The organism is Pseudidiomarina tainanensis (genome assembly GCF_900115255.1).
Classification (GTDB): domain Bacteria; phylum Pseudomonadota; class Gammaproteobacteria; order Enterobacterales; family Alteromonadaceae; genus Pseudidiomarina; species Pseudidiomarina tainanensis.
In genome coordinates, this window is the sequence record NZ_FOYU01000001.1 from 1,273,501 (window position 1) to 1,297,689 (window position 24,189).

General features: G+C 47.7%; 24 protein-coding genes. 5 read left to right on the forward strand and 19 right to left on the reverse strand.

Features of this window, described 5'->3' with window-relative positions; genetic code table 11:
* Nucleotides 1-64 precede the first annotated feature (64 nt).
* From BM292_RS06170 to mdh, 11 genes are all read right to left on the reverse strand, one after another.
* Nucleotides 65-1,225, reverse strand: coding sequence for an ABC transporter permease (locus BM292_RS06170; RefSeq protein ID WP_092856375.1), 1,161 nt, complete (start codon nucleotides 1,223-1,225; stop codon nucleotides 65-67).
* A complete protein-coding gene (locus BM292_RS06175; RefSeq protein WP_092856377.1) occupies nucleotides 1,222-1,956 on the reverse strand; it encodes an ABC transporter ATP-binding protein in 735 nt (244 codons plus the stop codon). The genes BM292_RS06170 and BM292_RS06175 overlap by 4 nt, the downstream gene beginning before the upstream one ends.
* 11 nt (nucleotides 1,957-1,967) lie before the next feature.
* On the reverse strand, nucleotides 1,968-3,467 hold the full coding sequence (locus tag BM292_RS06180; RefSeq protein WP_092856379.1) for an alpha/beta hydrolase: 1,500 nt from the start codon (nucleotides 3,465-3,467) through the stop codon (nucleotides 1,968-1,970).
* 89 nt (nucleotides 3,468-3,556) lie between these two features.
* On the reverse strand, nucleotides 3,557-3,925 hold the full coding sequence (locus BM292_RS06185) for a DUF3718 domain-containing protein (RefSeq protein ID WP_177203790.1): 369 nt from the start codon (nucleotides 3,923-3,925) through the stop codon (nucleotides 3,557-3,559).
* Between the two features lie 158 nt (nucleotides 3,926-4,083).
* Nucleotides 4,084-4,593 carry a type 3 dihydrofolate reductase gene (gene folA / locus BM292_RS06190; RefSeq protein ID WP_092856383.1) on the reverse strand — a complete coding sequence of 170 codons (510 nt, stop codon included), beginning with the start codon at nucleotides 4,591-4,593 and terminating at the stop codon, nucleotides 4,084-4,086.
* Between the two features lie 147 nt (nucleotides 4,594-4,740).
* The gene (cgtA, locus tag BM292_RS06195; RefSeq protein ID WP_092856385.1) at nucleotides 4,741-5,910 is read right to left on the reverse strand and encodes an Obg family GTPase CgtA; all 1,170 of its coding nucleotides are present in this window, start codon (nucleotides 5,908-5,910) and stop codon (nucleotides 4,741-4,743) included.
* Between the two features lie 148 nt (nucleotides 5,911-6,058).
* Entirely contained in the window at nucleotides 6,059-6,316 is a 258-nt protein-coding gene (gene rpmA, locus BM292_RS06200; protein WP_055439238.1) for a 50S ribosomal protein L27, read from the reverse strand.
* Nucleotides 6,317-6,334: 18 nt separating this feature from the next.
* Nucleotides 6,335-6,646 (reverse strand): 50S ribosomal protein L21, encoded by a 312-nt coding sequence (gene rplU, locus BM292_RS06205; RefSeq protein ID WP_092856387.1) that lies wholly within the window; start codon nucleotides 6,644-6,646, stop codon nucleotides 6,335-6,337.
* A gap of 218 nt (nucleotides 6,647-6,864) precedes the next feature.
* Nucleotides 6,865-7,836 carry an octaprenyl diphosphate synthase gene (gene ispB / locus BM292_RS06210; RefSeq protein ID WP_092856389.1) on the reverse strand — a complete coding sequence of 324 codons (972 nt, stop codon included), beginning with the start codon at nucleotides 7,834-7,836 and terminating at the stop codon, nucleotides 6,865-6,867.
* Nucleotides 7,837-7,906: 70 nt separating this feature from the next.
* Nucleotides 7,907-8,368 (reverse strand): rhombosortase, encoded by a 462-nt coding sequence (gene rrtA / locus BM292_RS06215; protein WP_177203791.1) that lies wholly within the window; start codon nucleotides 8,366-8,368, stop codon nucleotides 7,907-7,909.
* Nucleotides 8,369-8,474: 106 nt separating this feature from the next.
* Nucleotides 8,475-9,407, reverse strand: a complete 933-nt coding sequence (gene mdh, locus BM292_RS06220) for a malate dehydrogenase (protein WP_092856395.1) — start codon at nucleotides 9,405-9,407, stop codon at nucleotides 8,475-8,477.
* 190 nt (nucleotides 9,408-9,597) lie between these two features.
* On the opposite strand from mdh, the gene argR reads away from it, so the two are divergent.
* Nucleotides 9,598-10,071, forward strand: a complete 474-nt coding sequence (gene argR, locus BM292_RS06225) for a transcriptional regulator ArgR (RefSeq protein ID WP_092856397.1) — start codon at nucleotides 9,598-9,600, stop codon at nucleotides 10,069-10,071.
* A 115-nt stretch (nucleotides 10,072-10,186) separates the two neighbouring features.
* On the opposite strand, the gene BM292_RS06230 is transcribed toward argR, so the two are convergent.
* The gene (locus tag BM292_RS06230) at nucleotides 10,187-11,098 is read right to left on the reverse strand and encodes a Dyp-type peroxidase (protein WP_092856399.1); all 912 of its coding nucleotides are present in this window, start codon (nucleotides 11,096-11,098) and stop codon (nucleotides 10,187-10,189) included.
* Nucleotides 11,099-11,322: 224 nt separating this feature from the next.
* Here BM292_RS06230 and BM292_RS06235 point away from each other — a divergent pair, with 224 nt between their 5' ends.
* Nucleotides 11,323-13,152, forward strand: a complete 1,830-nt coding sequence (locus tag BM292_RS06235) for a DUF885 domain-containing protein (protein ID WP_092856401.1) — start codon at nucleotides 11,323-11,325, stop codon at nucleotides 13,150-13,152.
* 167 nt (nucleotides 13,153-13,319) lie between these two features.
* Here BM292_RS06235 and BM292_RS06240 read toward each other — a convergent pair whose 3' ends face one another.
* The 7 genes from BM292_RS06240 to acnB form a co-directional block, all read right to left on the reverse strand.
* On the reverse strand, nucleotides 13,320-14,615 hold the full coding sequence (locus tag BM292_RS06240) for a S41 family peptidase (RefSeq protein ID WP_092856403.1): 1,296 nt from the start codon (nucleotides 14,613-14,615) through the stop codon (nucleotides 13,320-13,322).
* A gap of 42 nt (nucleotides 14,616-14,657) precedes the next feature.
* The gene (locus BM292_RS06245) at nucleotides 14,658-15,536 is read right to left on the reverse strand and encodes a hypothetical protein (protein WP_092856405.1); all 879 of its coding nucleotides are present in this window, start codon (nucleotides 15,534-15,536) and stop codon (nucleotides 14,658-14,660) included.
* Nucleotide 15,537: 1 nt separating this feature from the next.
* Entirely contained in the window at nucleotides 15,538-15,999 is a 462-nt protein-coding gene (locus BM292_RS06250; protein ID WP_092856407.1) for a putative periplasmic lipoprotein, read from the reverse strand.
* Nucleotides 16,000-16,019: 20 nt separating this feature from the next.
* Nucleotides 16,020-17,252, reverse strand: a complete 1,233-nt coding sequence (locus BM292_RS06255; protein ID WP_092856409.1) for a COG3014 family protein — start codon at nucleotides 17,250-17,252, stop codon at nucleotides 16,020-16,022.
* Complete coding sequence (locus BM292_RS06260) at nucleotides 17,209-17,841, reverse strand: LpoB-related protein (RefSeq protein WP_092856411.1); 633 nt, start codon at nucleotides 17,839-17,841, stop codon at nucleotides 17,209-17,211. The genes BM292_RS06255 and BM292_RS06260 overlap by 44 nt, the downstream gene beginning before the upstream one ends.
* A gap of 31 nt (nucleotides 17,842-17,872) precedes the next feature.
* Complete coding sequence (locus BM292_RS06265; protein WP_092856413.1) at nucleotides 17,873-18,400, reverse strand: hypothetical protein; 528 nt, start codon at nucleotides 18,398-18,400, stop codon at nucleotides 17,873-17,875.
* A gap of 333 nt (nucleotides 18,401-18,733) precedes the next feature.
* On the reverse strand, nucleotides 18,734-21,322 hold the full coding sequence (acnB, locus tag BM292_RS06270; RefSeq protein ID WP_092856415.1) for a bifunctional aconitate hydratase 2/2-methylisocitrate dehydratase: 2,589 nt from the start codon (nucleotides 21,320-21,322) through the stop codon (nucleotides 18,734-18,736).
* A gap of 323 nt (nucleotides 21,323-21,645) precedes the next feature.
* Here acnB and BM292_RS06275 point away from each other — a divergent pair, with 323 nt between their 5' ends.
* From BM292_RS06275 to BM292_RS06285, 3 genes are read left to right on the forward strand one after another with little or no spacing between them, the layout of a single operon-like run.
* Complete coding sequence (locus BM292_RS06275) at nucleotides 21,646-22,152, forward strand: hypothetical protein (RefSeq protein ID WP_092856417.1); 507 nt, start codon at nucleotides 21,646-21,648, stop codon at nucleotides 22,150-22,152.
* 12 nt (nucleotides 22,153-22,164) lie between these two features.
* Nucleotides 22,165-23,427, forward strand: coding sequence for an efflux RND transporter periplasmic adaptor subunit (locus BM292_RS06280; RefSeq protein WP_092856419.1), 1,263 nt, complete (start codon nucleotides 22,165-22,167; stop codon nucleotides 23,425-23,427).
* Nucleotides 23,420-24,103, forward strand: coding sequence for an ABC transporter ATP-binding protein (locus BM292_RS06285; protein ID WP_092856421.1), 684 nt, complete (start codon nucleotides 23,420-23,422; stop codon nucleotides 24,101-24,103). Before BM292_RS06280 ends, BM292_RS06285 begins: the two co-directional genes overlap by 8 nt.
* Nucleotides 24,104-24,189: the final 86 nt, after the last annotated feature.

Sequence of the window (24,189 nt, forward strand, 5' to 3'; positions counted from 1 at the left end):
ATGTAAACGGGTATTTATTACTTTTCTAATATCCAATAGCCAATAGCTAATATCGTTTTTGGGTTTAAAGACCGAAGACGACTTTTTCGCTGGCGAGCATCCGACCAATCACGCGAATAATCAACAAACTCACAATTGCCGTTACCACCCCACTCACCACCAACGGCAACCACTGCAACGCCTCGCCCTTAATAATATCGAGTAGCGCTTGGTGTTGTCCCGTCAGCGGCAAATAGTACAGTACAGGGTTCTTAAGGCGCGCAAATTCAACGCCAAATACCGCAAGCATCGGTAACATCAGCAAAAATGAGATATACGTTTGAGCTTCTTTAAAGCTTTTTGCGCGGAAGCTGACAAACAACTGCAGTGCGGTTGCAAATAACGCTAATGGCGCCAGCATCAACACCATCAGCAACATCATCGGCCATTCAATGGCGACGCTAATCCCAATATCGTGTAATGGCAAAAAGCGGAAGATTAGCGGTATCAGCACGACACTCAAAATGCCACCAAACATCGCAAAACAACTCGCTGCAAATGCTTTACCAAGCACCAGCTGATGCGAACTAAGCGGTTGTGACAATAGCAGTTCGAGTGAGTTACGTTCACGCTCACCGGCACTGATATCAATCGCTACATTCATACCTGAAAAGAACACTGACAACAGAATAAATATCAGGACACTGCCCATGAGAATAGCCGAGCGCGAGCCTTTGGTTGCCGTGTCGTGTTTCACTAAGTCAATAGGCTGCACCACGCGTGGGTCGAGCCCGCGCATTTGCATACGAATAAACGAGAGTTTACTCCCGTAGCCTTCAATAGCTTTCTCAATACGGCGAATATCCGAACGTTGTTTAGTCGCACTAAAGTCAGCGGTTAACGTAATCGGCGCCGGCTGCGCTTTAGCGATATCATCGGCCCAACTCTCACCGATCACTAACTCAATAGGTTGCTGCCCTGCTGGCCACGCCTTTTCACGTTCAACAATACCTTGCTGTTGTAAATATTCGATGAGTGCCGGTGCGTGTTCTGCGCCTTTAATATCGATTTCAACATCACTCGGATCCGTCAATTGACTGATCATGACATAAAAGGCAACAGCCATTAACAATGGGCCGAAAAATGCGTAAGACATAGCGGCCATAACTGAGCGTTTATCACGAATAGCGTCTTTTAATTCTTTGCGCCAAACAATTCCTATTGGACTGCGAACAGACTTGCTCATGCAGCGATTCCCTCATCGGTTCCGATTATTTTTACAAACGCTTCTTCGAGCGCTGATTCACCCGTTAACTGACACAGTTCGTCGGTGGTGCCTTGTGCTGCGACTTTCCCTTTCGCGACTACAACAACTTGGTCACAAAGGGCCGCTACTTCTTGCATGACATGGCTTGAGAACAAAATACTGGTGCCTTGACTACGCAGCTCACGTAATAAGTCGCGCAAAATTCGGGTACTCATTACATCGAGACCACGGCTAGGCTCGTCGAGAATAAGATGCTTCGGACGATGCACAATGGCTTGTGCAAGCGCAACTTTCATACGCTGCCCTTGTGAGAAGCCGGTCGCCTTTCGGTCGGCAATCGCAAGCATATCGAGGCGCTCTAAAGCTTCCTGTACAGCCGCCTGCCCGGCGTCTTTTTCAAGTCCATGCAGTGCCGCAAAATAAGCGACTTGTTCACGCGCAGTTAATCGCTCATAAAGGCCGAATTTATCTGGGAAAATACCGATATTGCGACGCGCCTCTAACGGCTGTTTGCTGGCATCGATCCCGTCAATTAATGCTTGCCCGCTGTCTGCTTTTAATAACCCATAAATGGTTCGAAGGCAGGTTGTTTTACCAGCGCCATTCGGCCCTAATAAACCCGTAATTTGCCCTTCTGGGGCGGTAAAAGTAAGCCCGTCTAACGCGGTGACTTTTCCAAATTGTTTACGCAGTTCTGTCACTTGAATCATGGTCGGGTACCTTACAAGCCTTTGCCGTTGGCATTGAGAACAAACGGCATTGGTTTTTGATTTTGCAAACAACTGTCATCCAGTGCCGCAAGATCAAGTGTATTGATAAACTGCGTCGCTAATTTATTCGCGCATGTATGGCCGGCGATCGTATGCGAGCCATTTGGGGCAATCAGATGACGGCTATTGGGTAGCGTTTGCGCTGCTAATGCGCCCCACGTTGGTGGCGTTACTGGGTCTAAACGACCTGACAGTAACAAGCTTGGAATATCACTCGCAACTGGTTCAAACCATGACTCAGGGCGCGGCACCGATGGCCATACCGAGCACATTTCAACAAATGCATCGGCAGTACGCGAACCAATGAAATCGTTATCGCCATCTGCTGCTAACAGCTCATCGGTTGCACGTGGCAAGTCTTCGCTACAAAGTACCGATAAGGTTAATCCCATATACATTTCAGACTGCGACATGCTGCTGCCAATTAATCCCACCAACGGGGTGTAGTTGCCGCGATGCGTTTGTTGAATCGCATAGGGTAATAATTGCCGCGTTACCGGATGATAGAGCCCGACACGCATCACCGACGTAAAACGACCGGCGGTGATCAGAATATCGGTTGGTTCATTGGTAAGCGGGTCGTTCACGGTCAACGGTACCGGCTCGTCTTCGAGTTTTTCTAGGGTTTCCGCGTAAGTATTTTTCAGTTCAGGAAAAGTTGACTGACAAGCCGCTGATTTAGCGCAGTGCTCTAACAACAAGTTGAATGAATCCGCACCATGGCGCCCAAAGGGGCCGACCACAACTTCTGGCGGTGCCACAGCATCTAATACCGCAGCTCGCACAGACTCCGGTGCTTCACGCATGTAGACTAAACCGGCTCGCGTGCCATACGAGCCGCCGTATAAGTTAACTTGCGGGTAACCTAAATGCTCACGCACTGCTTCGAAATCACGAATTGCATTCACGGTGTGGTATTGGGTGAGGTCTTCATCTTTATATTGCGCTAAACATTCGCCTGCGATTCGCGCTAAATCGATATCATCATCCGCTTTGACCAACTCATCAACATGACTAAGCTCGCAACTAAGAGGATTTGATTTCCCGGTACCACGCTGGTCGATTAACAGAATGTCGCGCTGTTTACGAACATCGCTAAACATGCGGTTAATCATAGCAGCTAGCTCAGTTGCAGCTTGCCCTGGTCCACCAGCCAAAATCAGCAACGGATCGGCCTTCTTGTTTTCACTTACGGCAGGTAAAACAGCATAATTAATTGATATTTGGCGCTGCTCTGGTTGGTCATAGTTTTCGGGAACCATGAGTGAGCCACATAAAACTTGCTCGCTAATATTTTTTAAATAGCACGAGGTGAGTTTTTCTTGTTGCTGAAGCGCAGGTGATTCTTGACTGGCATCGTCTTGTGACGCTGCAAAGGCAGCTTCTGGAGTACCGATGTATAGTGTTCCCCCTAGCAAAAGTGCTAGAGCTGATATTCCCTTATTTCGCATGATTTGTTATCCGGTTGTAACAACTGTGCCCAGTCTATCCTTTCTCGGTGGTGAGCGGAAAGCTACAAAAAATAAAAGTTTGTTTTAGTTTATTGAGATACTTGCTGCAATCGTTCTTCGATAACTTGGCGAATGCTATTTTGCTGAGGCAGCTGACGAGCCCAACTCACATCGCCGACATCGTACAAATCACGAATCAGTACACTATTGGCAATAAAGCGGCCGATTTCCGCAGAGCCGCTGTGGTGGGCAAATTGAATCATGCTTTCACCATTACAGCGAATACGTGGGTAAATGTCACGGATGCGCAAGCGATACTCGCGCAGTTTGTTACGGAAATCCTGTGAGTTGTTGTGACGTACTTGGCTACAAAACAGTAGCGCAACATCATCGCCGAACGTCGCGAGTGCTGGCTGTGCGCCGACAGCTCCGCTGGTCAGCAGTAATGCTGTACTCATTACCGTCAGTAAACTCTTTTTTGCCGTACCCAAACCGATCATACACTTTCACTAAATCACTATTTGAAAGGTATGTTAACGACCGCTATCTGCGTTCGCAACGGATTAAAATGTTAAAAAACAACCGCCGTTAACGGGTTTTTTACACTTTATTTGGCTTAGCGGTCAGCTGTTTCGCGCTCGTAAACTTCTGTTACAAATGGGTAGGGATTTTTGTCATCGGCAGGATGTTCAACCGATTCAACCAAATTCCATGTTGCTTGCGCATGATAATCTGGGAAAAACGTGTCGCCGTCGGTTTCTAACTGAATCTGAGTTAAATAAAGACGATGCGCATGCGGTAAAAACTCCGCATAAACATGACCACCGCCAATCACCATCAATTCATCGGTATGACCAGCAGCGTGCACGGCTTGCTCTGGGCTACTGACCCAAATCACACCTTGCTCATCGGTATACGGCTGTTGGTATTTGCGACTTAAGACAATGTTGGTGCGCCCTGGCAATGGGCGCCCAATCGATTCGTAAGTTGTGCGCCCCATAACGACTGGTTTACCGAGCGTCACACGTTTGAAATGTTGAAGTTCTGCAGGGAGATGCCAAGGCATTTTGCCGTCTTTGCCGATGACGCGATTGGCCGCCATAGCCGCCACTAAAGCAATATGCATATCTCTCCCCCTCAGTGCAAAAGCGATATTAGCTATTGGATATTAGATATTAGCGAAACACTAATACCCGATACATCAGTTCCACTAGCCAAGATCGAACTTGCCGCTCTAATATCTAATATCCAATAGCTAATATCGAACTTGTTTTTATTTTTGGTAGATCACTTCCACGTCGTAATCATCGTCGTCGTAGTCATCATCGTCATCATCTTCGTCTTCAAACGCTTCAAGCTGCTGCTTGTGATAATCGTCCCACTTGAACTCAACACTGGCCTTCGCTTCCGCTTCCATTTCTTCTGGCGTTTGCTTTGGCAGTGATTCTAAGTACGCGATGATTTCTTTACATAGCGCATCTGTGCCGATGTTTGATAGGCCTGAGATTTGGTAAACAGGACCATCCCAATCAAGCGCTTGTTTGACGCGTTCGATGCCTTCGGCAATTTGCTCTTTACTTAGCAAATCAACTTTATTGACCACTAACCAACGTGGTTTCGCCGCAAGTTCCGGACTGTATTTTTCTAGTTCGCGTACAATTTTCACCGCTTGCTCAGCTGGATCGGTTTCATCATACGGTGCTAAATCAACGAGATGCAACAATAAACGGCAACGTTCAAGGTGTTTCAAGAAGCGAATACCTAAGCCTGCACCTTCAGCGGCACCTTCAATCAAACCTGGAATATCGGCGATAACGAAGGTTGCATGTGGCACTGGACGAACAACACCGAGGTTAGGAACCAAGGTGGTGAATGGGTAATCGGCTACTTTTGGTTTAGCTGCTGAAACAGAGCGAATGAAGGTTGATTTACCAGCGTTCGGCATACCCAAGAGCCCCACGTCAGCAAGCAACATGAGTTCGAGTTTCAGGGTGCGGATTTCACCTGGTGTGCCCATTGTTTTTTGGCGTGGCGCACGGTTAGTCGAGCTTTTGAAGCGCGCGTTACCCAAACCATGGAATCCACCTTTGGCAACCATACGACGTAAGCCGTGGCGCGTTAAATCGCCCAGCACTTCGCCGGTTTCTTGATCGGTCGCGCGGGTACCTACTGGTACTTTTAAGACTAAATCTGCACCGCGTTTACCGGTACAGTTTTTGCCGTGACCGTTTTCACCACGCTGGGCACGGTGGAAACGCTCAAAGCGGTAATCGATCAGCGTATTTAGGTTTTCATCGGCTTCTAGATAAACGTCGCCGCCATCGCCACCGTCACCGCCATCGGGACCGCCCTTGGGGATATATTTTTCACGTCGAAAGCTAACAACGCCGTTACCGCCGTCGCCTGCTTCTACGCGAATTTCGACTTCATCTACAAACTTCATGATTTTACCTATCTGCTTACATGAAAAAACCCCGCCACTCCGGACGGGGTTTCAATACTTCATTGTTAGCCGTATTTGAGACTTAGCGTAGCTGTGGCGAGATTCACCGTCGCTGCGCCACGTCCCGGCGTAGAACGCCGGGCTACGATTATTCAGTTACGATGCTAACGTATTTGCGGTTCTTAGGACCTTTCTCCGCAAAAGAAACTTTGCCGTCCGCCAATGCGAACAAAGTGTGGTCACGGCCGATACCGACGTTGTCACCAGCGTGGAATTTAGTACCACGTTGACGAACGATGATGCTACCAGCTAAAACTGACTCACCACCGAAGCGCTTAACACCCAGACGTTTACTTTCTGAGTCACGACCGTTACGAGTTGAACCTGCGGCTTTTTTGTGTGCCATGTGTCGTTACTCCTTCAATTAACCTTTAATACCAGTGATTTTCACTTCGGTGAACCACTGACGATGACCTTGACGTTTCATGTGGTGCTTACGACGACGGAACTTGATGATGTTCACTTTGTCTGCACGACCATGGTTTACTACTTCCGCCTTAACAGAGCCACCAGAAACAAAAGGTGCGCCGATTTTCACGTCGTCACCGTTCGACAGCATTAATACTTGGTCGAACTCAACCACATCACCAGTGGCTGCTTCCAGCTTTTCCAGGCGGACGATTTGGCCTTCAGTTACACGGTGTTGCTTACCGCCACTTTGGAATACTGCGTACATGTTTTTCTCCGATTTTCCCCGAGGGGGCTTATTTGAATTAAATTCAGGGCGCGAATTATATGCCCCTACGGGGCGAAATGCAACTACGATATTAGCTATTGGATATTAGATATTAGAAAAGCAAGAACGATATTAGCTGTTAGATATTAGATAAAACACAAATACCCGATACATCAGCTCTAATATCTAATATCTAATAGCTAATATCGCTTTTGTTTTTAAGCGATGCGATCGACGGCGATGGCTGCTAGTGCATGCAGCGCCTCGCGATACGGCGACTCCGGCAAATGCGCCAACTGTTGCTGTGCCAATTCTGCTTCTTTTAGCGCACGGTTACGTGTGTATTCAAGTGCGCCGGTACGTTGCATCGCTGTCAGCACTTGTTGCAATTGATCGCGACCGTCACCTTGTTCAATCGCAAAACGAATCATTGCGGCTTCATCATCATTGCCATGCCACATGGCGTACAACAACGGTAATGTTGGCTTACCTTCAGCGAGGTCATCGCCAGCTTGTTTGCCCATCGTTTCGCTATCCGCGGTGTAATCCAATAGATCGTCTACTAACTGAAACGCGGTACCTAGGTGGCGACCATAGGCAGCTAATGCTTCTTCGACTTGCTGTGGTTGCTCAGCTAACACGGCGCCAAGTTGTGTGGCTGCTTCAAAGAGCTTGCCAGTTTTGCCGTAGATTACATCAAAGTAGCTTGCTTCGGTGGTGTCTGGGTCGTTGCAGTTCATTAACTGCAACACTTCGCCTTCGGAAATGATATTGGTCGCATCGGCGAGAATCTTCATCACCTTCATGGAATTCAACGTCACCATCAGCTGAAATGCGCGGGTATAGAGAAAGTCACCAACCAACACACTCGCTTCGTTACCGAACACGGCATTCGCGGTTTCTTTGCCGCGGCGCAATTCTGATGCATCGACAACATCATCGTGTAATAGTGTAGCCGTGTGGATAAATTCAATGATTGTAGCGAGGGTTAAATGCCCTTGCCCTTCGTAATTTACGGCACGTGCAGCGGTCACGGCAAGTAGCGGGCGCAAGCGTTTGCCACCACTATTGACAATATACAGACCCAATTGATTGATAAGAGCGACATCCGACTGCAGTTCAGCACCAATCAGCTGGTTCACTCCGGTCATGTCGGCGGCCATCAAGGCGTTGATTTCTGATAACTTCATAGCTTCAGTGTGACTGTTAAATTAAGCCAAAGATTGTACACGAAATTAGCGAATGAACACAGTCGATTAGCTACTTGGTATTGCGCTTCAACGCAAGTTTTTCGGCAAAAACTAGACTAACTGCGCCTATCGCCCCGCCGACATGTGCAAATACAGCAATTGCATCGCCTGTTTCTGGTTGATCCCAGTCCATCAAGATTTTTATTACTAAGGCGGCGAACACGACACCGCCAATCCAGTTGCGGTTGAGTGTATCTTTGAGCGCCGCGTAAGCGAACACCCCATAAAGAGTGCCGGAGAAACCAGCGTAGACTTCGTACGTGGGAGCCCCGAAGAGTTCGATAATACTGCTGGAAAGCAAAATTGGGACAATAACGATCCAGTTATGCGGTGTTTTTAGTTGCTCTGGGAATAGTAACCAAGCTATCCAAACACCGGCGATGTTGAACCATAAGTGCGGTGCATCGTGATGCATGAATTGACTGGTTATAAGTTGCCACCAAGCACCATCCATCACGCGCGGATAGCGCATTAATAAATCGTCGTGCCAAGGTGTGAGAAAATAAAAGCAACAAAAAAGCAGAGCACTTATCACGATGGGTGGTAAGACGCTCTGCTTAGGCATTGTGAAGCTGTTCTTATTTAACGAAATCTAAGCCGATTTGAATGTCGTTTTTCAGACCATCCAACATGTCAGCTTTCGCTTTTTCTTCGTAAGCACTGAGTTCGCCATACGACAGAATTTCTTCAACACCATTCGCGCCAAGGCGAACTGGGTGAGCGAAAAACAAAGCATCTTTGCCATCAGTTTCAACGTAGGTGCATTCAACAACGCTGTTGTCGCCTTGCAACGCTTTAACCAACGATAGACAGAAACGCGCTGCTGCTTGACCCATTGATAAGGTCGCTGAGCCGCCGCCAGCTTTCGCTTCAACAACTTCAGTACCAGCGTTTTGGATGCGCTTGGTTAAGGCTTCGATTTGCTCATCAGTGAAGCTCAGGCCAGTTTGTGACAACAATGGCAAAATAGTCGTGCCGCTGTGACCACCGATAACTGGAACGGTTACTTCAGCTGGGTTTTTGCCGTGAATTTCAGCAACAAAAGTTTCTGCACGAATCACGTCAAGTGTGGTCACACCGAACAATTTGTTCTTGTTGTATACGCCTTTTTTCTCAAGAACTTTCTTCGCGATAGCAACAGTTGTGTTGACTGGGTTCGTGATAATACCAACACAGGCATTCGGGCAGTTGTCAGCAATTGCTTCAACCAAGTTAGCAACGATACCAGCGTTGATGTTAAATAAGTCTGAACGATCCATACCTGGCTTACGTGGTACACCGGCTGGAATCAATACGATATCGCTACCAACTAATGCTGATGCTAAATCGTCTTTGCCGTAGCCTTTTACAGACACCGCGGTTGGAATGTGGCTGAGATCAACAGCAACACCAGGAACAACAGGCGCTACGTCATACAACGCTAGCTCAGAACCAACCGGTAATTGGGTTTTCAAAAGTAATGATAGTGCTTGGCCGATACCGCCAGCTGCACCTAAAACTGCAACTTTCATCTCAGACTCCATCCAGTTATGTGGGGAAATTTTAGGCCGAAAACTTTACTCTTTTTACGCCCAAATTACAACCAAGGGCGCTGTTATGCGCGCTCTGAAATCCTTGCGTAACTCTTGCTTAAGTCTGCCGCACGTATATGATGGACGATTATTTTGAGAATTATTTTGCACGAAGAATTGAGCGATTAACATGCCAACTAAAAAAACAGAAGACATGATTGAAGCCTTCAAGGCGCTATTAAAAGAAGAGCGATATGGTTCGCAAGGTGAAATAGTCGACGCCTTGAAGGAATTGGGTTTCGCAAACATTAGTCAATCGAAAGTGTCGCGTATGTTGAGCAAATATGGTGCCGTTCGTACGCGCAATGCACGACAAGAAATGGTCTACTGTTTACCCGCCGAACTTGGTATTCCAAGCACCCGTGCGCCATTAACCCAGCTTGTTTTAGATATACAGCATAATGATGTGATGGTGATTATTCGCACCACACCAGGCGCAGCTCAATTGATTGCTCGCTTGCTTGATTCGGTTGGCAAAAAAGAAGGCGTGTTGGGTACCATTGCGGGCGATGACACGATTTTCATTGCACCGCTGAAGGTGTCGGAGATTGATTTCACGCTACAAAACGTGAAAAAGCTATTTGAACAACAGCAAGAGCGTTGATCGTTATTCGTGCGCTGCGCTGTTCGTCCGTTCGGCTACGCCTCACTGTTCGTTGCGTTGTCGAACAGCGCGAAGCGCGGACGAACAGTGAACGAAGTGAACGTACGAATAACGATTAACGGTTTTTAAGGAACTCGATGGAGGGGGCGAAATAGGCTGCGTTAGCCGTCGCCTCAATGTAATCCAGTAACGGATCATACTCACCCTGCTCGTCCGCAACATATCGATTGCGCAACCATTGCACCACATGTTTTGGCTTACCGGTAAAGTACATCGCCAACTGGCCTTGCTCGCGTAAATTTCCCCACGGCATGTTTTGTCGCAGTAACTCTAATGGCTGATCGTTGGCATCAATTAAGCGCGCTTTTTGCGTGTGGGTGACCATGCTTAAAACCGCTTCGCTAATCCGTTCGCCGGTTACTTTTTTACGCCCCATCACATGCTCTTGAATTTCCGTGCTTAATTGCTCCCAGCGGCGCAAATCATAGCGGAACTTTTGCGTAAAGACATAGCTGCCACCTTTGAAAATAGCATCATCGGCAACCACAGATACTTCGCGTCGACGCATGCCTCGTGGATTGTCAGGCGAGTCAATAAAGCCCAGTAAATCGCGGCCATCCATAAAGCGGAAGGTATTATTTTGTTCGACTAATTCGACATCGTGACCGAGCCACTCCATGAGTGTGCGTGCTGCTTGAAAATTCACATCAAATCGATCAGAGCGAATGCAAAGCAATAAATCAGCTGACTCTCGCGGTGTTTGTCTATCGCCGTCACTCAAATCCGGAAAACTAGCAAGCTGTAGCGGACGCACGTCTGGATAAAGTACATCCCAATAATCACTGCCAATGGCGATAAAGCCGTTGAGCATCGACTCTGAAAAACGTACATCGAGGTCATCGATGAGCTGTGGCACCCGCGCTAATTTACGGCGCATATAATCGGCATCATCGGTCATAACATTCAATAAAAGCGTTATGCCGTGTAGATTGGGTTCTGCATAAATGCCGGTTTGCGCGTTATTCATAGATTCCTCATTGGCCACAATTTAGCGCGGTTCCTCGCCGAAATTAACGCATCAATCGCAATGCTCTTGTGGTAAAGGTTTGGTTGTGCCATAGATTGGTTTTAATTGATAAATGATTTTTACCATAAATTGACACGTTTGTTGATGCTTGTTGATATAAAAGTCTAGCAAATTCATGTCATATTAAAACGTTATAACTCATTGAGCCAACTGCCGGAGATATCATGCGTTCAGATTTAACCGTTGTGTCACGCAAAAAACCACTGTTTCAAGCGACCTTATTAGCAACCTCACTCACTTTTTTACTCGGCGGTTGTGCCGCGACACAAGAACCGAAACCTGATATCGCAACGAAACAAGTTGTTGAAAGTGCAGATAGCCGTTATCAAACGCTGGCCAATGATATTTATGAAAAGCTACAAGCGCAGAATCCATGGCAAAGCGATGCGCTGCCGGATATGTCGGCGGAGTTATTAAAGCAGCGAGCTGATTCACAAAAAGTGTGGCTTGCGCAACTTGAACAAATTGATGTCGAGGCCTTATCTCGCCAAAACCAAATTAACCATCGCATGCTGACCTATCGATTGAAAAACGATATTGATGGTTACACCTACAAAGAACATTACATGCCGTTGAATGCTGAAGGCGGTTTTCATAGTAACTTAGGCTTTATGGTGCGTAATGCTAGCTTCCGTAGTTTCGAAGATTATCAAAATTATCTGCAGCGTCTGCGCTCTATCCCACGCTACATGGCGCAGCAAACTGATTGGCTGAAAGCGGCATTAGAAGAAGGCTACACGCAACCGAAGGCAGCGATGCAAGGCTTTGAAGAAAGCATTGCCGCTTACATTGTGCAAACACCTCAAGACAGCCTATTTTATCAACCGTTTCAGGCTAGCAAGCCAATATTCGTCAACGTCGATCAGTGGCAAGAATTACAACAACAAGCGGCACAAATCATTGATGGTCTCGTGCTTCCTGCTTATCAAGACTACTTTGATTTTATGGTGATGGAGTATCTGCCGAATAGTCGCGAAAGCGTTGGTGCAAGCGAGTTACCAAATGGTCGCGAGTACTACCAAAACCGTATTAAACACTACACCACGTTAGATTTAACGCCTGAAGAAATTCATCAGCGCGGTCTCGACGAGGTGAAACGGATACGCAATGAAATGGCGGTCGTGATTGAAAAAACCGGTTTTAAAGGGAGCTTCGAGGAGTTCACGGATTTCTTACGAACTGACCCACAATTTTATCCGAAAACCGCCGATGAATTATTGAAAGAAGCATCGTTTATTGCCAAAAAAGCCGATGGCGAATTACCGAAGTTCTTTAAACTGCTACCGCGTCAGCCATACGGTGTCGCCCCGGTACCTGCAGAGATTGCGCCAAAATACACAACGGGCCGCTATGCCGGCAGTAATCGAAGTGATCGCGCAGGCTTTTATTGGGTGAATACCTATGCGTTAGATCGCCGCCCGCTCTATCAATTAGAGGCTTTAACCTTGCACGAGGCGGTGCCAGGTCACCACTTACAAGGCGCGTTAGCGCGAGAAATGGACGATCTTCCTGACTATCGTCGCTACACCTATATCTCGGCCTTCGGTGAAGGTTGGGGTTTGTACTCTGAGTGGCTCGGTAAAGAAATGGGCTTTTATCAAGACCCGTACAGTGACTTTGGCCGTCTGAGCTACGAGATGTGGCGTGCCGCGCGATTAGTGGTCGATACTGGCATGCACGCCATGGGTTGGACGCGCGAGGAAGCAATGGAGTTTATGGCTTCGAATACCGCTTTAAGTTTGCACAACGTCAAAACTGAGATTGACCGCTATATCACGTGGCCAGGTCAAGCGTTGTCGTACAAGCTCGGTGAAATGTTAATTCGTCAGTTACGTACCGAAGCCGAAGCGGCACTGGGTGCAGATTTCGACCTACGTGAATTTCACCATGTGGTACTTCGCAACGGCAGCGTCCCTCTCGACATTCTCGAACAAGAAATCCGCAACTGGATAGATGAAACCGTAGCCCGGCGTTCCACGCCGGGTGGCGCGTAGCGCCGTGATTGCATGGGGATAATTCGGTGTTGATGCGCCGGGTGACGCGTAGCGCCGTGATTGCATGGGGATCATTCGGTGTTGATGCGCCGGGTGGCGCATAGCGCCGTGATTGCATGGGGATAATTCGGTGTTGATGCGCCGGGTAGCGCGTAGCGCTGTGATTGCTACTTCGCCGGAAACAGCACTTCCGGAGGGAGCGGTTCGTCAGGGGTAAGGCCGACCCCTTCAGGTAGCGTAGTGCCGCGGCCATCCACCACTTCTTGCGGCGCGTACATTGATAAACCAACCACCCAACCATTGGGTAAGTTTTTCACAGTTGTCGGGGCGAATGCGCCCCGCGAATTCTGCCCGCGCAACACAAAACCACGAAGCCGTAATGCCTGTGCAAGATGTTCGGCTGCACTTGCCGTGACTTCGGTCATCAAAACAGTGCCACGTTGATGAAGTTCGCTTAAGTCAGGCGTGCGCTGCTCATAAACCGCCTGTTGCCGTATTATCGTTAACGGCTCATCGCGACTAACCAAACTATTCGCAAGCTGACTTGCCAGCAGCAAACTGCCACCTTCATTAAAACGCAAATCAATTAGGAGCTTTGGTTTTAAGCCCGTCGCCTGTGCGGTTAAGCGTAGATCGTCTTCAATGTCACGCAGGGCGCGCTGCAAACAGCGTTGTCCTGCCTCGCTATAGGCCGCATCGGCTGCGTATAAATGCAAACGCTGCACACCGATATAATATTCGCCGGACGCTAGTAACCCCCACCACAGCCCTTCGTTGCAACTTTGACTGAGTCGACTATTACGCAAATCTCGCAATAGCTTTTGCCGGGAATGCTCACGCTGGGATTCGCCGACGGCGAAATCACTGACGCGGTGATAACGTTGAATATCGTTTGCCAGCGCAAAGGCGTGTTCATCGCCACTGTCTTCCAAAACCTCACTGACAACCTGAAATAGAGCTAATTTTCGATCCAAACTGGGCATCGATGTCGCTTTATCAAGCAGGCTTGCCTCGTAACGCCAGCGTAATAGGTCTGCTTGTGAGAGGCCATGTTGAAATTGCGCCAGTATTTCGGCAACCGTATCGACGACTGCAACCGCACTGGCATCTGGTGGTGTATCACAATGACGTGGTAAAAACGGCTCACGCGTAAACATCACCGGCAGCCCATCCGACAACCGTTGCAGTACCAACGTGCGCTCACCAGCACCAATCCATGTGTGTTGGCCTGGGTTTTGTGAACTGGAAAATACTCGAGGAAGTAAGCCTGCATCAGCCGCCCAACACTGGCTTGGTGTCCACTGATAACGCGTGACAATTGCATCATCAACAACGAGGTAGCTTTGGTAATGGCTGGACCAATACACGCCGTCATTGAGGGTCAGTGATGGTGGCGGCGTTGAGCTACTGCATGCGGCAAGTAGCCCAATTAATCCGCAGAGAATCCATTTGAATGCGCTCAAAGCACAGTGACTCCTGAGTTTGCTGTGCTTTAGAGCGTAGCGCTACAAATAGCGGTCGTAAAGCATTTGTAGTGTTGCTTGTGCTGCGAGCTGGCCTTGCTCTGCCCATAACTCAAGCTCTTCCTCAATGACTTCATAACCACCCGGTTGAGCTGTCACGCCGGCAACTTGGCGCGGACGTTGCAAATTATAGCCGCCTGCGCCAGCGCGATATTCCATCAAACCTTGTGGAATTGGAATACGATCATCGGCTAACAAGGTGGCATCTTCCAGAGACGTCATCGTGATTTGATAACCAATCGGTTCAAAATTAAGCTTGGTTTCGCGATAAGGCATGACTTCTAGAAGTAGGTTTGTGTGCTTACGCAGCATGTCCATTTCAAGACGTTGATTATCATCTTGTGGATTTCGTTTCGAATCCGCACGAATTTCAGAATCCAATAAGCGCATCGCGACGGCACGATTGACCAAACGCACGCCGTATTGCATCAGGGTACTCTGATAGCCGCGTTGATATTCGTCCCATTGTGCTGCAGTGAGCATCGTTGAACGGCGCGGATTTGCATAGCTGCGTTGTTCGACTCCCACTTGCACACTTTGTGATTCCGGAACGAATGTCCCCTCAGTGCCCGTTGCTTGAGCATTGACACTCACGCGGCGCTGCATGTGCCAATCCGACACCATATCACTGAAAGGCTCCCCCACTAACATCACTAACTTGGGTCGGCCTGCTTTATCGTAAGCCGCCTTAAACGTAGCTTGATCAACATTGAGCAAGCTAACTTGTTGTTCTGCGGTGCGCGCACGATCAAAATAGCTGTCATTCAGCATGGGTTGTGCGGGCGCATCTTGCGCATTGGCAAAGCTGCTACCCAATAAGGTGGCAGCCGCACACAAAGTATAAATATGCACGGCTTTCATATTATCGACCTTCTCTAAGTTCTACCAAGAAATACTCGGCACGATCATTCAATGAGGTTTCTTTATAAATCGCTGTACCATTAGCTGGCACATAGACCCGTCGCCACATCGATTCGTCCATCAGTGGTGCTTGGTTTGCATCAAAAAACAACGCTTTGCCTTCAATCTGCAAATCGTAATCTGTACGGTTGCGGATCATCGTCCAAACTTCGAGTTGTCCCGTCGCTGTGTTACTGATGCCGCTACGATCAAGCGTCACTTTTACTGTATCGCGAACACGTTCACCCAAAAAAGATTTGGTGATATCGGTACGGTTTAAGTTGTGATCAATAAACACAATAGTGTTCATTTCATTGGTGGTTGTGCGCTGTACTGGATGTGCGCCACTATAACCATTTTGAGTGCTACCACAGCCGGCTAACGTGAGTGCGATACCTGCTGCAATCAATAACTTACGTTTCATTGTTGGGTTCCTTATTGTTCTTATCGGGCCCGTGAACTGTGCCAAACGATATGATTACCCTGCGGATCTTGATAGTGTCGAAACACACCAGATTGCAAGGCGACTGGATTGCCATCGATATCGGTATAACTGGCCTGCCATTGCGAGACATCGGCAATGTTGGCGCGCATCGTCGAGGTATGCACCGCGTCAGGTAAACGTGACCAATAGCGAATATCAGCACGCGGCTTCACATTCGCAGATAACGCCATGCTTGCCACACCAATTAATGCCAGTGTATTCCCCACTTGACCACTACTACCGCCAAGTGCCGGTGAAAATACCCGTGCGGTGACGCCAAGCTGAGCTAAATCGCGACCAAGATCTGCGGTGGTATTCGCAAACGCAGCCTTGCCTTCAATAATTGCATCAACCGGACGACCACCTCGCGAGGTTGCTTGCCAATAAACACTCTCAATGGGTGCTAACTCGAGTTGTTCAGCCCCGGTGTCGAGAACAACATGTTTTTCTTTGAAGTTTTTACCCGGGCGGAACACTAATTCATAATGTCCCATGCCATCTGCAAGTTTCCGCGGTGAAAACCCTGTTTCCGCAAGGATCAACACATTGTCATCGGCCGCAGGGATTGGAAAATCAGGACGTAAAGCGCGAAGTTCATCGTAGGCTTCTTCAGCTAACACTGGACTTCCCATTTTCTGAGCTGACCAGCCAGCCAAAAGCATCATGACCGCAAAATCACTACGATTTTGTTCTTCTTCAGCAAATGCATCTTGCATTAGACCACTGACAAAACTCGCGCGGGCATTGTCGTATTCGCCATCGATAAGATAAATGAGGCCGCGATAGTAGTAAGCCATCGCCCGCTCATACGGTTCCCCTTTAAAATCTTTACGACCTTCTTCGTGCCATAAACTGCGTGCTTGTGTCGCCGCTTCATTGTCAGCATAGACCGTTTCAATGGTTTCTAATGCGGCATCAAAATTCTCACGTGCTAGGTCAAGGTCGCCACGATAAAAAGCTGCAGTGCCGATTTCCATGCGATTCAGAACTTCATTACGCTTACCTTCTTGAAACAGCTTACGGTAAAGCGGTTGTAGATAAGCTGGCTTGTCTGCAACGGCGTCTTGTTCTTGTGTGTTTAGCGCTAGTGGTTGGTATTGCGCTGGTCCGGTACTTGTACACCCGGCCAACGCCAATACCAATGCTGCACTAGCGATAGATAACGTCGTCTTGTGCAGTTTTTTGGAATTCATACATGCCACTCCAGACATAGGTTCCGAGTTCAAGGTCTACGAGTTCAAAGGTGATCTGATGATACCGAGAACGCTCTTGGCTACGGGTATCCATGGCATCAAGTGACATGATGCGTCCAACTAAACGAAAATCAGCGCCTGCTGTGGCCTGTGTTGAACGAATTGTGCCGCCATCAACAACGCCCATACGTTTCAACTCGCGCTCTTTTTCAACCATGTCAGCATATTCACGACCGACGAAGACCAGACGCCCATTGGCTGCACGGTTCAAATTGATGCGTAGCCGATCGGTCAACATGTTTTTGTTGATACGAGACGAGCTTTCATTGGTGAAGTATTGGCTATCGATAATGATTCGCGGTGCAACCTCACGACTGACAAGCTGTGGATTGCTGAGCATATCGCGCATCATTTGATCGGTTACTGCCATGATATCCTGCGACTCAACGCCAACCCCTTGCACTTTGCCTGGCGAACGCGCATCTTCATAAACAGTTGCGCGACCCGCGCTATTATCAATCGTCGTACTTGAGCAGCCGGCAAGCACAAGCGTGCTTGCCAAGGCGGCTGTCATCACTAAATATTTCATAACAAATGCCTTTGATTGGTTAACTTAGGAATTAAAAACCTGCTTGTGCAGAAGCTTGATAAAGCGACTGGGTATACACTGTTTTCAATTCTGGGTAGATCGACATCGCAGATTCGAGTGCATCTTGATAATGCGGATGCGCTGAATGTGTGACGTACATCCATACCGAAAGCTCATACAGGCTGTTGAAAGAAATATCTGAAGTACCACGGATAACTTCTTCACCACCGGCCATTTCTAAAGCGACTTCACGGCCAACCGTATTACCGATTTCTTGACCCAACCAACCGCCGATAAATGGAATATTTTCAGCAAGCTTTTGTCCGGCGTAAGCACCGGCCATACCGCCGATTGCAGCGCCCATTTCAGCGTTACGCGCATTGTTAACCCATTCAGCTAACACGCCGTCTGACGTGTACGGGCTCATGTATTCACCACTATTGTCTTGAATAGCTGGAGGAGCCGTTAATTGGTAAGGTTGCGCGAGTTGAGGACCATAAGCGCAAGCACTTAAAGCCAAAGCGGTGAGGGCCACGAGGGCGAGTTTGAGTTTATTCATTGGAGCTCTCCGTGAGCTGGAGTTATTGTTGTTGTTTTACATCTGCGTACTGCCTAAGCAGTTACGTTAAGATTATGCAAAGATTGACTTATGGCAAGTTAAATTTATGATTTTTGTTTAAGGGATTGAATTTTTGAGGAAAAAAAAGGAGCTCGGGAGAGCTCCTTTTGTTGGACTAAGTAGCGAGGTCGCGGACATCGCGGAAGCGAGGTCACGGACATCGCGGAAGCGAGGTCACGGACACCGCGGAAGCGAGGTCACGGACACTGCGGAAGCCCCGGATATTAACGGCGCTTCGCGCCACCCGGCATTTCCTGACCGAAAAACGCCGGGCTACGCCACGTTAATGGTTGGGATGATGTTGGCTTTGGCGGCGGCTTCTGCCTCGCGGAAAGCGTCCATCTGATCGAAGTTTAAGTACTTGTAAACTTCGCCAGCCATGGCGTTAATGTCTTGTGCGTATTCCATGTACTCTGCAGGCGTTGGCAATTTGCCTAAGATAGCGCCTACTGCAGCCAATTCCGCTGAAGTTAAGTACACGTTTGCACCGTCACCTAAACGGTTCGGGAAGTTACGCGTTGACGTCGACAATACGGTAGCACCTGGCTCAACACGTGCTTGGTTACCCATACACAGTGAACAACCTGGCATTTCAGTGCGCACGCCGTTGTTCGCGTAGATGTTGTAATAACCTTCTTCACGCAACTGCGCTTCGTCCATCTTGGTTGGTGGCGCAATCCACAAACGCGTGTTCAACTCTTCGGTGTTCTTCTCAAGCAACTTACCAGCCGCACGGAAGTGACCGATGTTAGTCATGCACGAACCGATGAACACTTCGTCAACCTTGTCGCCAGCAACTTCACTCAAGAATTTCGCGTCGTCTGGGTCATTCGGGCAACAAACGATTGGCTCTTTAATGTCCGCCAAATCAATTTCGATCACCGCAGTGTATTCTGCGTCAGCATCAGCACGCATTAATTGCGGGTTTGCTAACCACTCTTCCATCTTACGTGCACGACGCTCAAGCGTACGTGAATCACCGTAGCCTTCGTTGATCATCCAACGCAACATGGTGATGTTCGAACGTAAGTATTCCGCCACAGACTCTTCTGACAAGTTGATAGTACAACCTGCAGCAGAACGCTCTGCTGACGCATCAGACAATTCAAATGCTTGCTCAACCGTTAAGTGATCCAAGCCTTCAATTTCAAGAATGCGACCCGAGAAGATGTTCTTCTTACCGCGTTTTTCAACGGTCAATAAGCCTTCTTTAATGGCAAACGCAGGAATAGCGTGTACTAAGTCACGTAGCGTGATACCTGGCTGCATTTCACCTTTGAAACGTACCAATACTGACTCTGGCATATCCAACGGCATAACGCCTGTTGCTGCCGCGAATGCGACCAAGCCAGAACCTGCTGGGAACGAAATACCCAATGGGAAACGCGTATGCGAGTCACCACCCGTACCAACGGTGTCAGGTAACAACATACGGTTCAACCAGCTGTGGATAATACCGTCGCCCGGACGCAAGCTGACACCACCACGGTTCATGATGAAATCTGGCAAGGTGTGTTGCGTTTCTATATCGACAGGCTTCGGATACGCTGCCGTGTGACAGAATGACTGCATAGTCAAATCAGCGGTGAAACCTAAACATGCCAAGTCTTTCAACTCGTCACGGGTCATTGGGCCGGTAGTATCCTGTGAACCAACGGTGGTCATTTTCGGCTCACAATAAGTACCTGGACGCACGCCTTCCATACCACAAGCTTTACCAACCATCTTCTGCGCTAAGGTATAACCTTTGCCAGTGTCAGCCGGTTGCTCAGGCTTCAAGAACAAGTCAGATGGACCCATACCTAAAGATTCGCGAGCTTTTTCAGTCAAACCGCGACCGATGATCAGGTTGATACGACCGCCAGCACGAACTTCGTCTAGAATCACGCGTGAAGCGTAGTCGTATTCAGCAATAACGTCGCCCGCTTCATTTTCAATTTTGCCGGCATATGGGTAAATGGTGATCACATCACCCATGTTCATTTTTTCAACGTCGGCTTCAAACACCAACGCACCTGCGTCTTTCATGGTGTTGAAGAAGATTGGAGCAACTTTGCCACCAATACAGATACCGCCAGCGCGTTTGTTTGGCGTACCTGGCATGTCTTCACCGATGAACCAAAGTACTGAGTTGGTTGCTGACTTACGTGATGAACCGGTACCAACAACGTCGCCAACGAATGCGACAGGGTGACCTTTTTGCTTCAGCTCTTCAATTTGCTTCGCCGCATCAGTCACGCCTTCGCGTGGCATTTTGTACATGGCTTTCGCGTGTAATGGAATATCCGGACGTGACCAAGCATCTGGTGCTGGTGACAAATCGTCCGTGTTAGTTTCGCCAGTTACTTTGAATACCGTTGCTTTAATCGCTTCTGGCATTTCGTCACGGCTAGTAAACCACTCGGCATCGGCCCATGATTCAATTACTTCTTTCGCCAATGCGTTGCCGTTTTTCATTTTCTCTTCCACATCGTGGAAGGCATCAAACATTAACAAGGTATGCTTCAATTCGGCTGCAGCTAATTCGCCAAGCTCAGCGTCATCAAGTAGCTCAACCAAGGTTACGATGTTATAACCACCGTGCATGTTGCCGAGCAATGATACCGCAGCATCTTTGCTGATAACTGGGCTGCTAGTTTCGCCTTTTACGATAGCTGACAAGAAGCCTGCTTTGACATAAGCCGCTTCGTCAACGCCAGGAGGCACACGCTCAGAAATAAGCTCAACCAGGAAGTCTTCTTCACCGGCTGGTGGGTTTTTCAATAATTCAACTAAATCAGCAACTTGCTCTGCTGTCAGTGGTTTTGGCGGAATGCCTTCTGCGGCCCGCTCTTCGACATGCTTACGATATTCTTGCAGCACTGGGTACCCCTTTTGCTGTTGCGGTTTAAAAGTGCGCGGAATTATACGAGGTTTTGTGGCTGAATTAAATTCATAAGAGGATATATGCATCAATCTTTGCGATAAAAGCTGTGAATGGAGAGCAAAAGCGATATTAGCTATTGGATATTAGATATTAGAGAAAACATATATACCCGATACATCAGTTCTAATATCCAATATCCAATATCCAATATCCAATAGCTTATATCGTACTTGTCGTTGATAAGTTCTAACATTTTTGTTAAACAGAAGTAGGTGCAATGGCAGTGGTTCGCGCTCAGAACAACAATAAGGATATTGGAATGCGTCGATTCATCCTCACTACTTTAAGTATTTCTGCGATGCTGTGCGCAATGAACATTGCATGGGCGCAAACACAACAAAACTGGATTGAGACTTATCCGGCTAACGTGGACACCTTAGACGCATTCTTCCTAGAGCAAGATTGTGATTTTCTGCAAAATGCTGGTCATGTTTTTGATTTGGCGAGCGAACGTTGGTTAAGTGCTGAAGAAGTCAGTGATAAATTTCCACAAATTTCAGAGCACATCTTCGACTTCGGCTGTGATTTTCAAACCTCGCGAAATGAATTGGAAAAGTTGATCAACTATCCCGATGCCCTGCCAACAAGCGGTTATGCATTAATTTATTTTGATTTGGCTGTCGCCGATAACGGTAAAACTCATATTTCGATGTTTTCTGATAGCTTTATCGCAAACTACAACAAGCGTGTGCAGGTGCTTGGGCAATTCGATAAGACCGTGAATATTCGAGTTCTTCCTAGTTTAGTGGGTACACAATCTCCTTAAGGTGGCAAAGCAATGCTTGAAGTACCTGAAACTGAGTCAAAGGTAAAAAAGACTGTCGTAATTATCGGCGTTATTTCTCTCGTGGCACTTTTGCTATGGGGAGTGACAGCGTCACTCGATACACTGGCTAATGACAGAGCGCAATCGAGCATAGTCGTCACTACCGAACAAGGTGATGTTATCCAAACTGTTGGGGCATATGGACGACTACAAGCAAGACATAGTAGTAGTTTGATTGCCGAAGTTGATGGCGTTATTGCTGACATTGTGCGATTTCCAGGAACCGCCGTCGAACCTGGTGACACCGTTATTATTCTTGAGAATCCGCAGTTGCAACGTGACTTAGAACAAGCACAGCTATCGGTACTAGAAGCAAAGGCGAATCTTGAATTAGTTGAGGCGGCACTTGAAGAACAACGAATTGTGCTACTTAATGAACTCGAAATGATAACGACCGAAATATCTCTCTCACAAAAAGAACTTGATACAAAAAAGTTTCTCTCTGAACAAGGCCTTGTCACACAGCTTGATTTCCTCCGATCCGAAACCAATCTGAAAAAATCAAAATTGAGTCACAGCCTTCTGCAGCGACGCATAACAGCTCTTGAAAAAACTGAGGTCGCTGAGCGAAACATGGCCTTATATAAATTGCAGGAAGCAGATAAGCGTCTCGAATTAGTCAATCAAGATCTCGCACATTTACAGGTCACTGCAAAACGAAATGGACTACTGAGTAACCTTCATGACGATATCAAAATTGGAAACCCCGTCACCCGTGGTCAGGTGCTTGCCCAAGTTACCGATCCCGACAATTTATACGCCGAACTGCTCATGTCAGCAAATGATTCTCAGCTTGTTTCGAGCGGGCAAGAAGTATTGCTAAACATTCGCGATGAAACTGTTCACGGTAGTGTCTTACGGATTTTCCCAACAGCTGAAAATAATCAAGTTCGTCTTGATGTTAAATTGCCGCAGAAACTTCCCCCAATTGCGCGAGCAAATCTTGATGTGTCTGCGAAAATTATTGTTGCCCAGCTAGAGAGTGTCATTAAGGTGAAAAAACCGACGGATGGGCTCAAGCAAGGGTCACTCAATCAGCTATTTGTTCGCAACAATGACAAATTTATCAAACGCGATGTTCAGTTTGGACTTGTTGGCGATAGCAATGTTCAAGTACTCAGCGGCCTGGATGTTGGCGACGAGGTGCTGTTGACGACGAACCCTGAGCTCATTAAGCAATCAGAAATTTCAGTGGACGATGTGCAAGATGAATAAGCTCATTGAGTTGCGAAACATTACTCGCTCTTTTGGACTTAACCAGCAAGTAGCAAAAGTACTGGATTCCATTAATTTAACCATTGATGACGGGGACAAACTTGCTATCGTAGGCCCATCAGGGAGCGGAAAGTCAACCCTCCTCTCAATTATTGGCTTGCTTGATCCGCATTACCAAGGTGAATATTTACTACGCGGTCGTGAAATCACAACGCTTGAGAACAAACAGCTAAGCCAACTACGTAACAATCAAATCGGTTGGATATTTCAAAACTTTAATCTAATTAGTCACCTAACAGCATTAGATAATGTCGCGCTACCGATGCGATATAACCAAAACATCAAACCCAAAGAATATAAAGAACGTGCACTACACGCTCTCGATATCGTTGGCCTTGCGGATAAATATACGTCTAAACCAAGCGAACTCTCAGGCGGTCAACAACAACGTGTGGCAATTGCACGTGCACTCGTGAACGAGCCAAGCTTAATTCTCGCCGACGAACCCACCGGTAATCTGGACTCACACACGTCAGACAAAATTATCGAACTGTTGCTTAATTTACCTACTTCTGGCGCGACGTTAGTTATCGTCACTCATGACACTAATATCGCGCAGCGATGCGACCGTCGCATTAAAATCCACGATGGATCTTTGGTTAATGATTACCAATAACATACTGTTTTCATTGCGTTGCGAATGGAATCGCTGGGACAGTCAGCGCGGTAAATTAGGCGCTATTTTGCTCGGCTTTTCATTTG

What these genes read in the sequence shown, in the direction of transcription:
- BM292_RS06170 (WP_092856375.1), bottom strand. Translation starts at nt 1,225, where the DNA reads ATGAGCAAGTCTGTTCGCAGTCCAATAGGAATTGTTTGGCGCAAAGAA.
- BM292_RS06175 (WP_092856377.1), bottom strand. Translation starts at nt 1,956, where the DNA reads ATGATTCAAGTGACAGAACTGCGTAAACAATTTGGAAAAGTCACCGCG.
- BM292_RS06180 (WP_092856379.1), bottom strand. Translation starts at nt 3,467, where the DNA reads ATGCGAAATAAGGGAATATCAGCTCTAGCACTTTTGCTAGGGGGAACA.
- BM292_RS06185 (WP_177203790.1), bottom strand. Translation starts at nt 3,925, where the DNA reads ATGAGTACAGCATTACTGCTGACCAGCGGAGCTGTCGGCGCACAGCCA.
- folA (WP_092856383.1), bottom strand. Translation starts at nt 4,593, where the DNA reads ATGCATATTGCTTTAGTGGCGGCTATGGCGGCCAATCGCGTCATCGGC.
- cgtA (WP_092856385.1), bottom strand. Translation starts at nt 5,910, where the DNA reads ATGAAGTTTGTAGATGAAGTCGAAATTCGCGTAGAAGCAGGCGACGGC.
- rpmA (WP_055439238.1), bottom strand. Translation starts at nt 6,316, where the DNA reads ATGGCACACAAAAAAGCCGCAGGTTCAACTCGTAACGGTCGTGACTCA.
- rplU (WP_092856387.1), bottom strand. Translation starts at nt 6,646, where the DNA reads ATGTACGCAGTATTCCAAAGTGGCGGTAAGCAACACCGTGTAACTGAA.
- ispB (WP_092856389.1), bottom strand. Translation starts at nt 7,836, where the DNA reads ATGAAGTTATCAGAAATCAACGCCTTGATGGCCGCCGACATGACCGGA.
- rrtA (WP_177203791.1), bottom strand. Translation starts at nt 8,368, where the DNA reads ATGCGCTATCCGCGCGTGATGGATGGTGCTTGGTGGCAACTTATAACC.
- mdh (WP_092856395.1), bottom strand. Translation starts at nt 9,407, where the DNA reads ATGAAAGTTGCAGTTTTAGGTGCAGCTGGCGGTATCGGCCAAGCACTA.
- argR (WP_092856397.1), top strand. Translation starts at nt 9,598, where the DNA reads ATGCCAACTAAAAAAACAGAAGACATGATTGAAGCCTTCAAGGCGCTA.
- BM292_RS06230 (WP_092856399.1), bottom strand. Translation starts at nt 11,098, where the DNA reads ATGAATAACGCGCAAACCGGCATTTATGCAGAACCCAATCTACACGGC.
- BM292_RS06235 (WP_092856401.1), top strand. Translation starts at nt 11,323, where the DNA reads ATGCGTTCAGATTTAACCGTTGTGTCACGCAAAAAACCACTGTTTCAA.
- BM292_RS06245 (WP_092856405.1), bottom strand. Translation starts at nt 15,536, where the DNA reads ATGAAAGCCGTGCATATTTATACTTTGTGTGCGGCTGCCACCTTATTG.
- BM292_RS06250 (WP_092856407.1), bottom strand. Translation starts at nt 15,999, where the DNA reads ATGAAACGTAAGTTATTGATTGCAGCAGGTATCGCACTCACGTTAGCC.
- BM292_RS06255 (WP_092856409.1), bottom strand. Translation starts at nt 17,252, where the DNA reads ATGAATTCCAAAAAACTGCACAAGACGACGTTATCTATCGCTAGTGCA.
- BM292_RS06260 (WP_092856411.1), bottom strand. Translation starts at nt 17,841, where the DNA reads ATGAAATATTTAGTGATGACAGCCGCCTTGGCAAGCACGCTTGTGCTT.
- BM292_RS06265 (WP_092856413.1), bottom strand. Translation starts at nt 18,400, where the DNA reads ATGAATAAACTCAAACTCGCCCTCGTGGCCCTCACCGCTTTGGCTTTA.
- BM292_RS06275 (WP_092856417.1), top strand. Translation starts at nt 21,646, where the DNA reads ATGCGTCGATTCATCCTCACTACTTTAAGTATTTCTGCGATGCTGTGC.
- BM292_RS06280 (WP_092856419.1), top strand. Translation starts at nt 22,165, where the DNA reads ATGCTTGAAGTACCTGAAACTGAGTCAAAGGTAAAAAAGACTGTCGTA.
- BM292_RS06285 (WP_092856421.1), top strand. Translation starts at nt 23,420, where the DNA reads ATGAATAAGCTCATTGAGTTGCGAAACATTACTCGCTCTTTTGGACTT.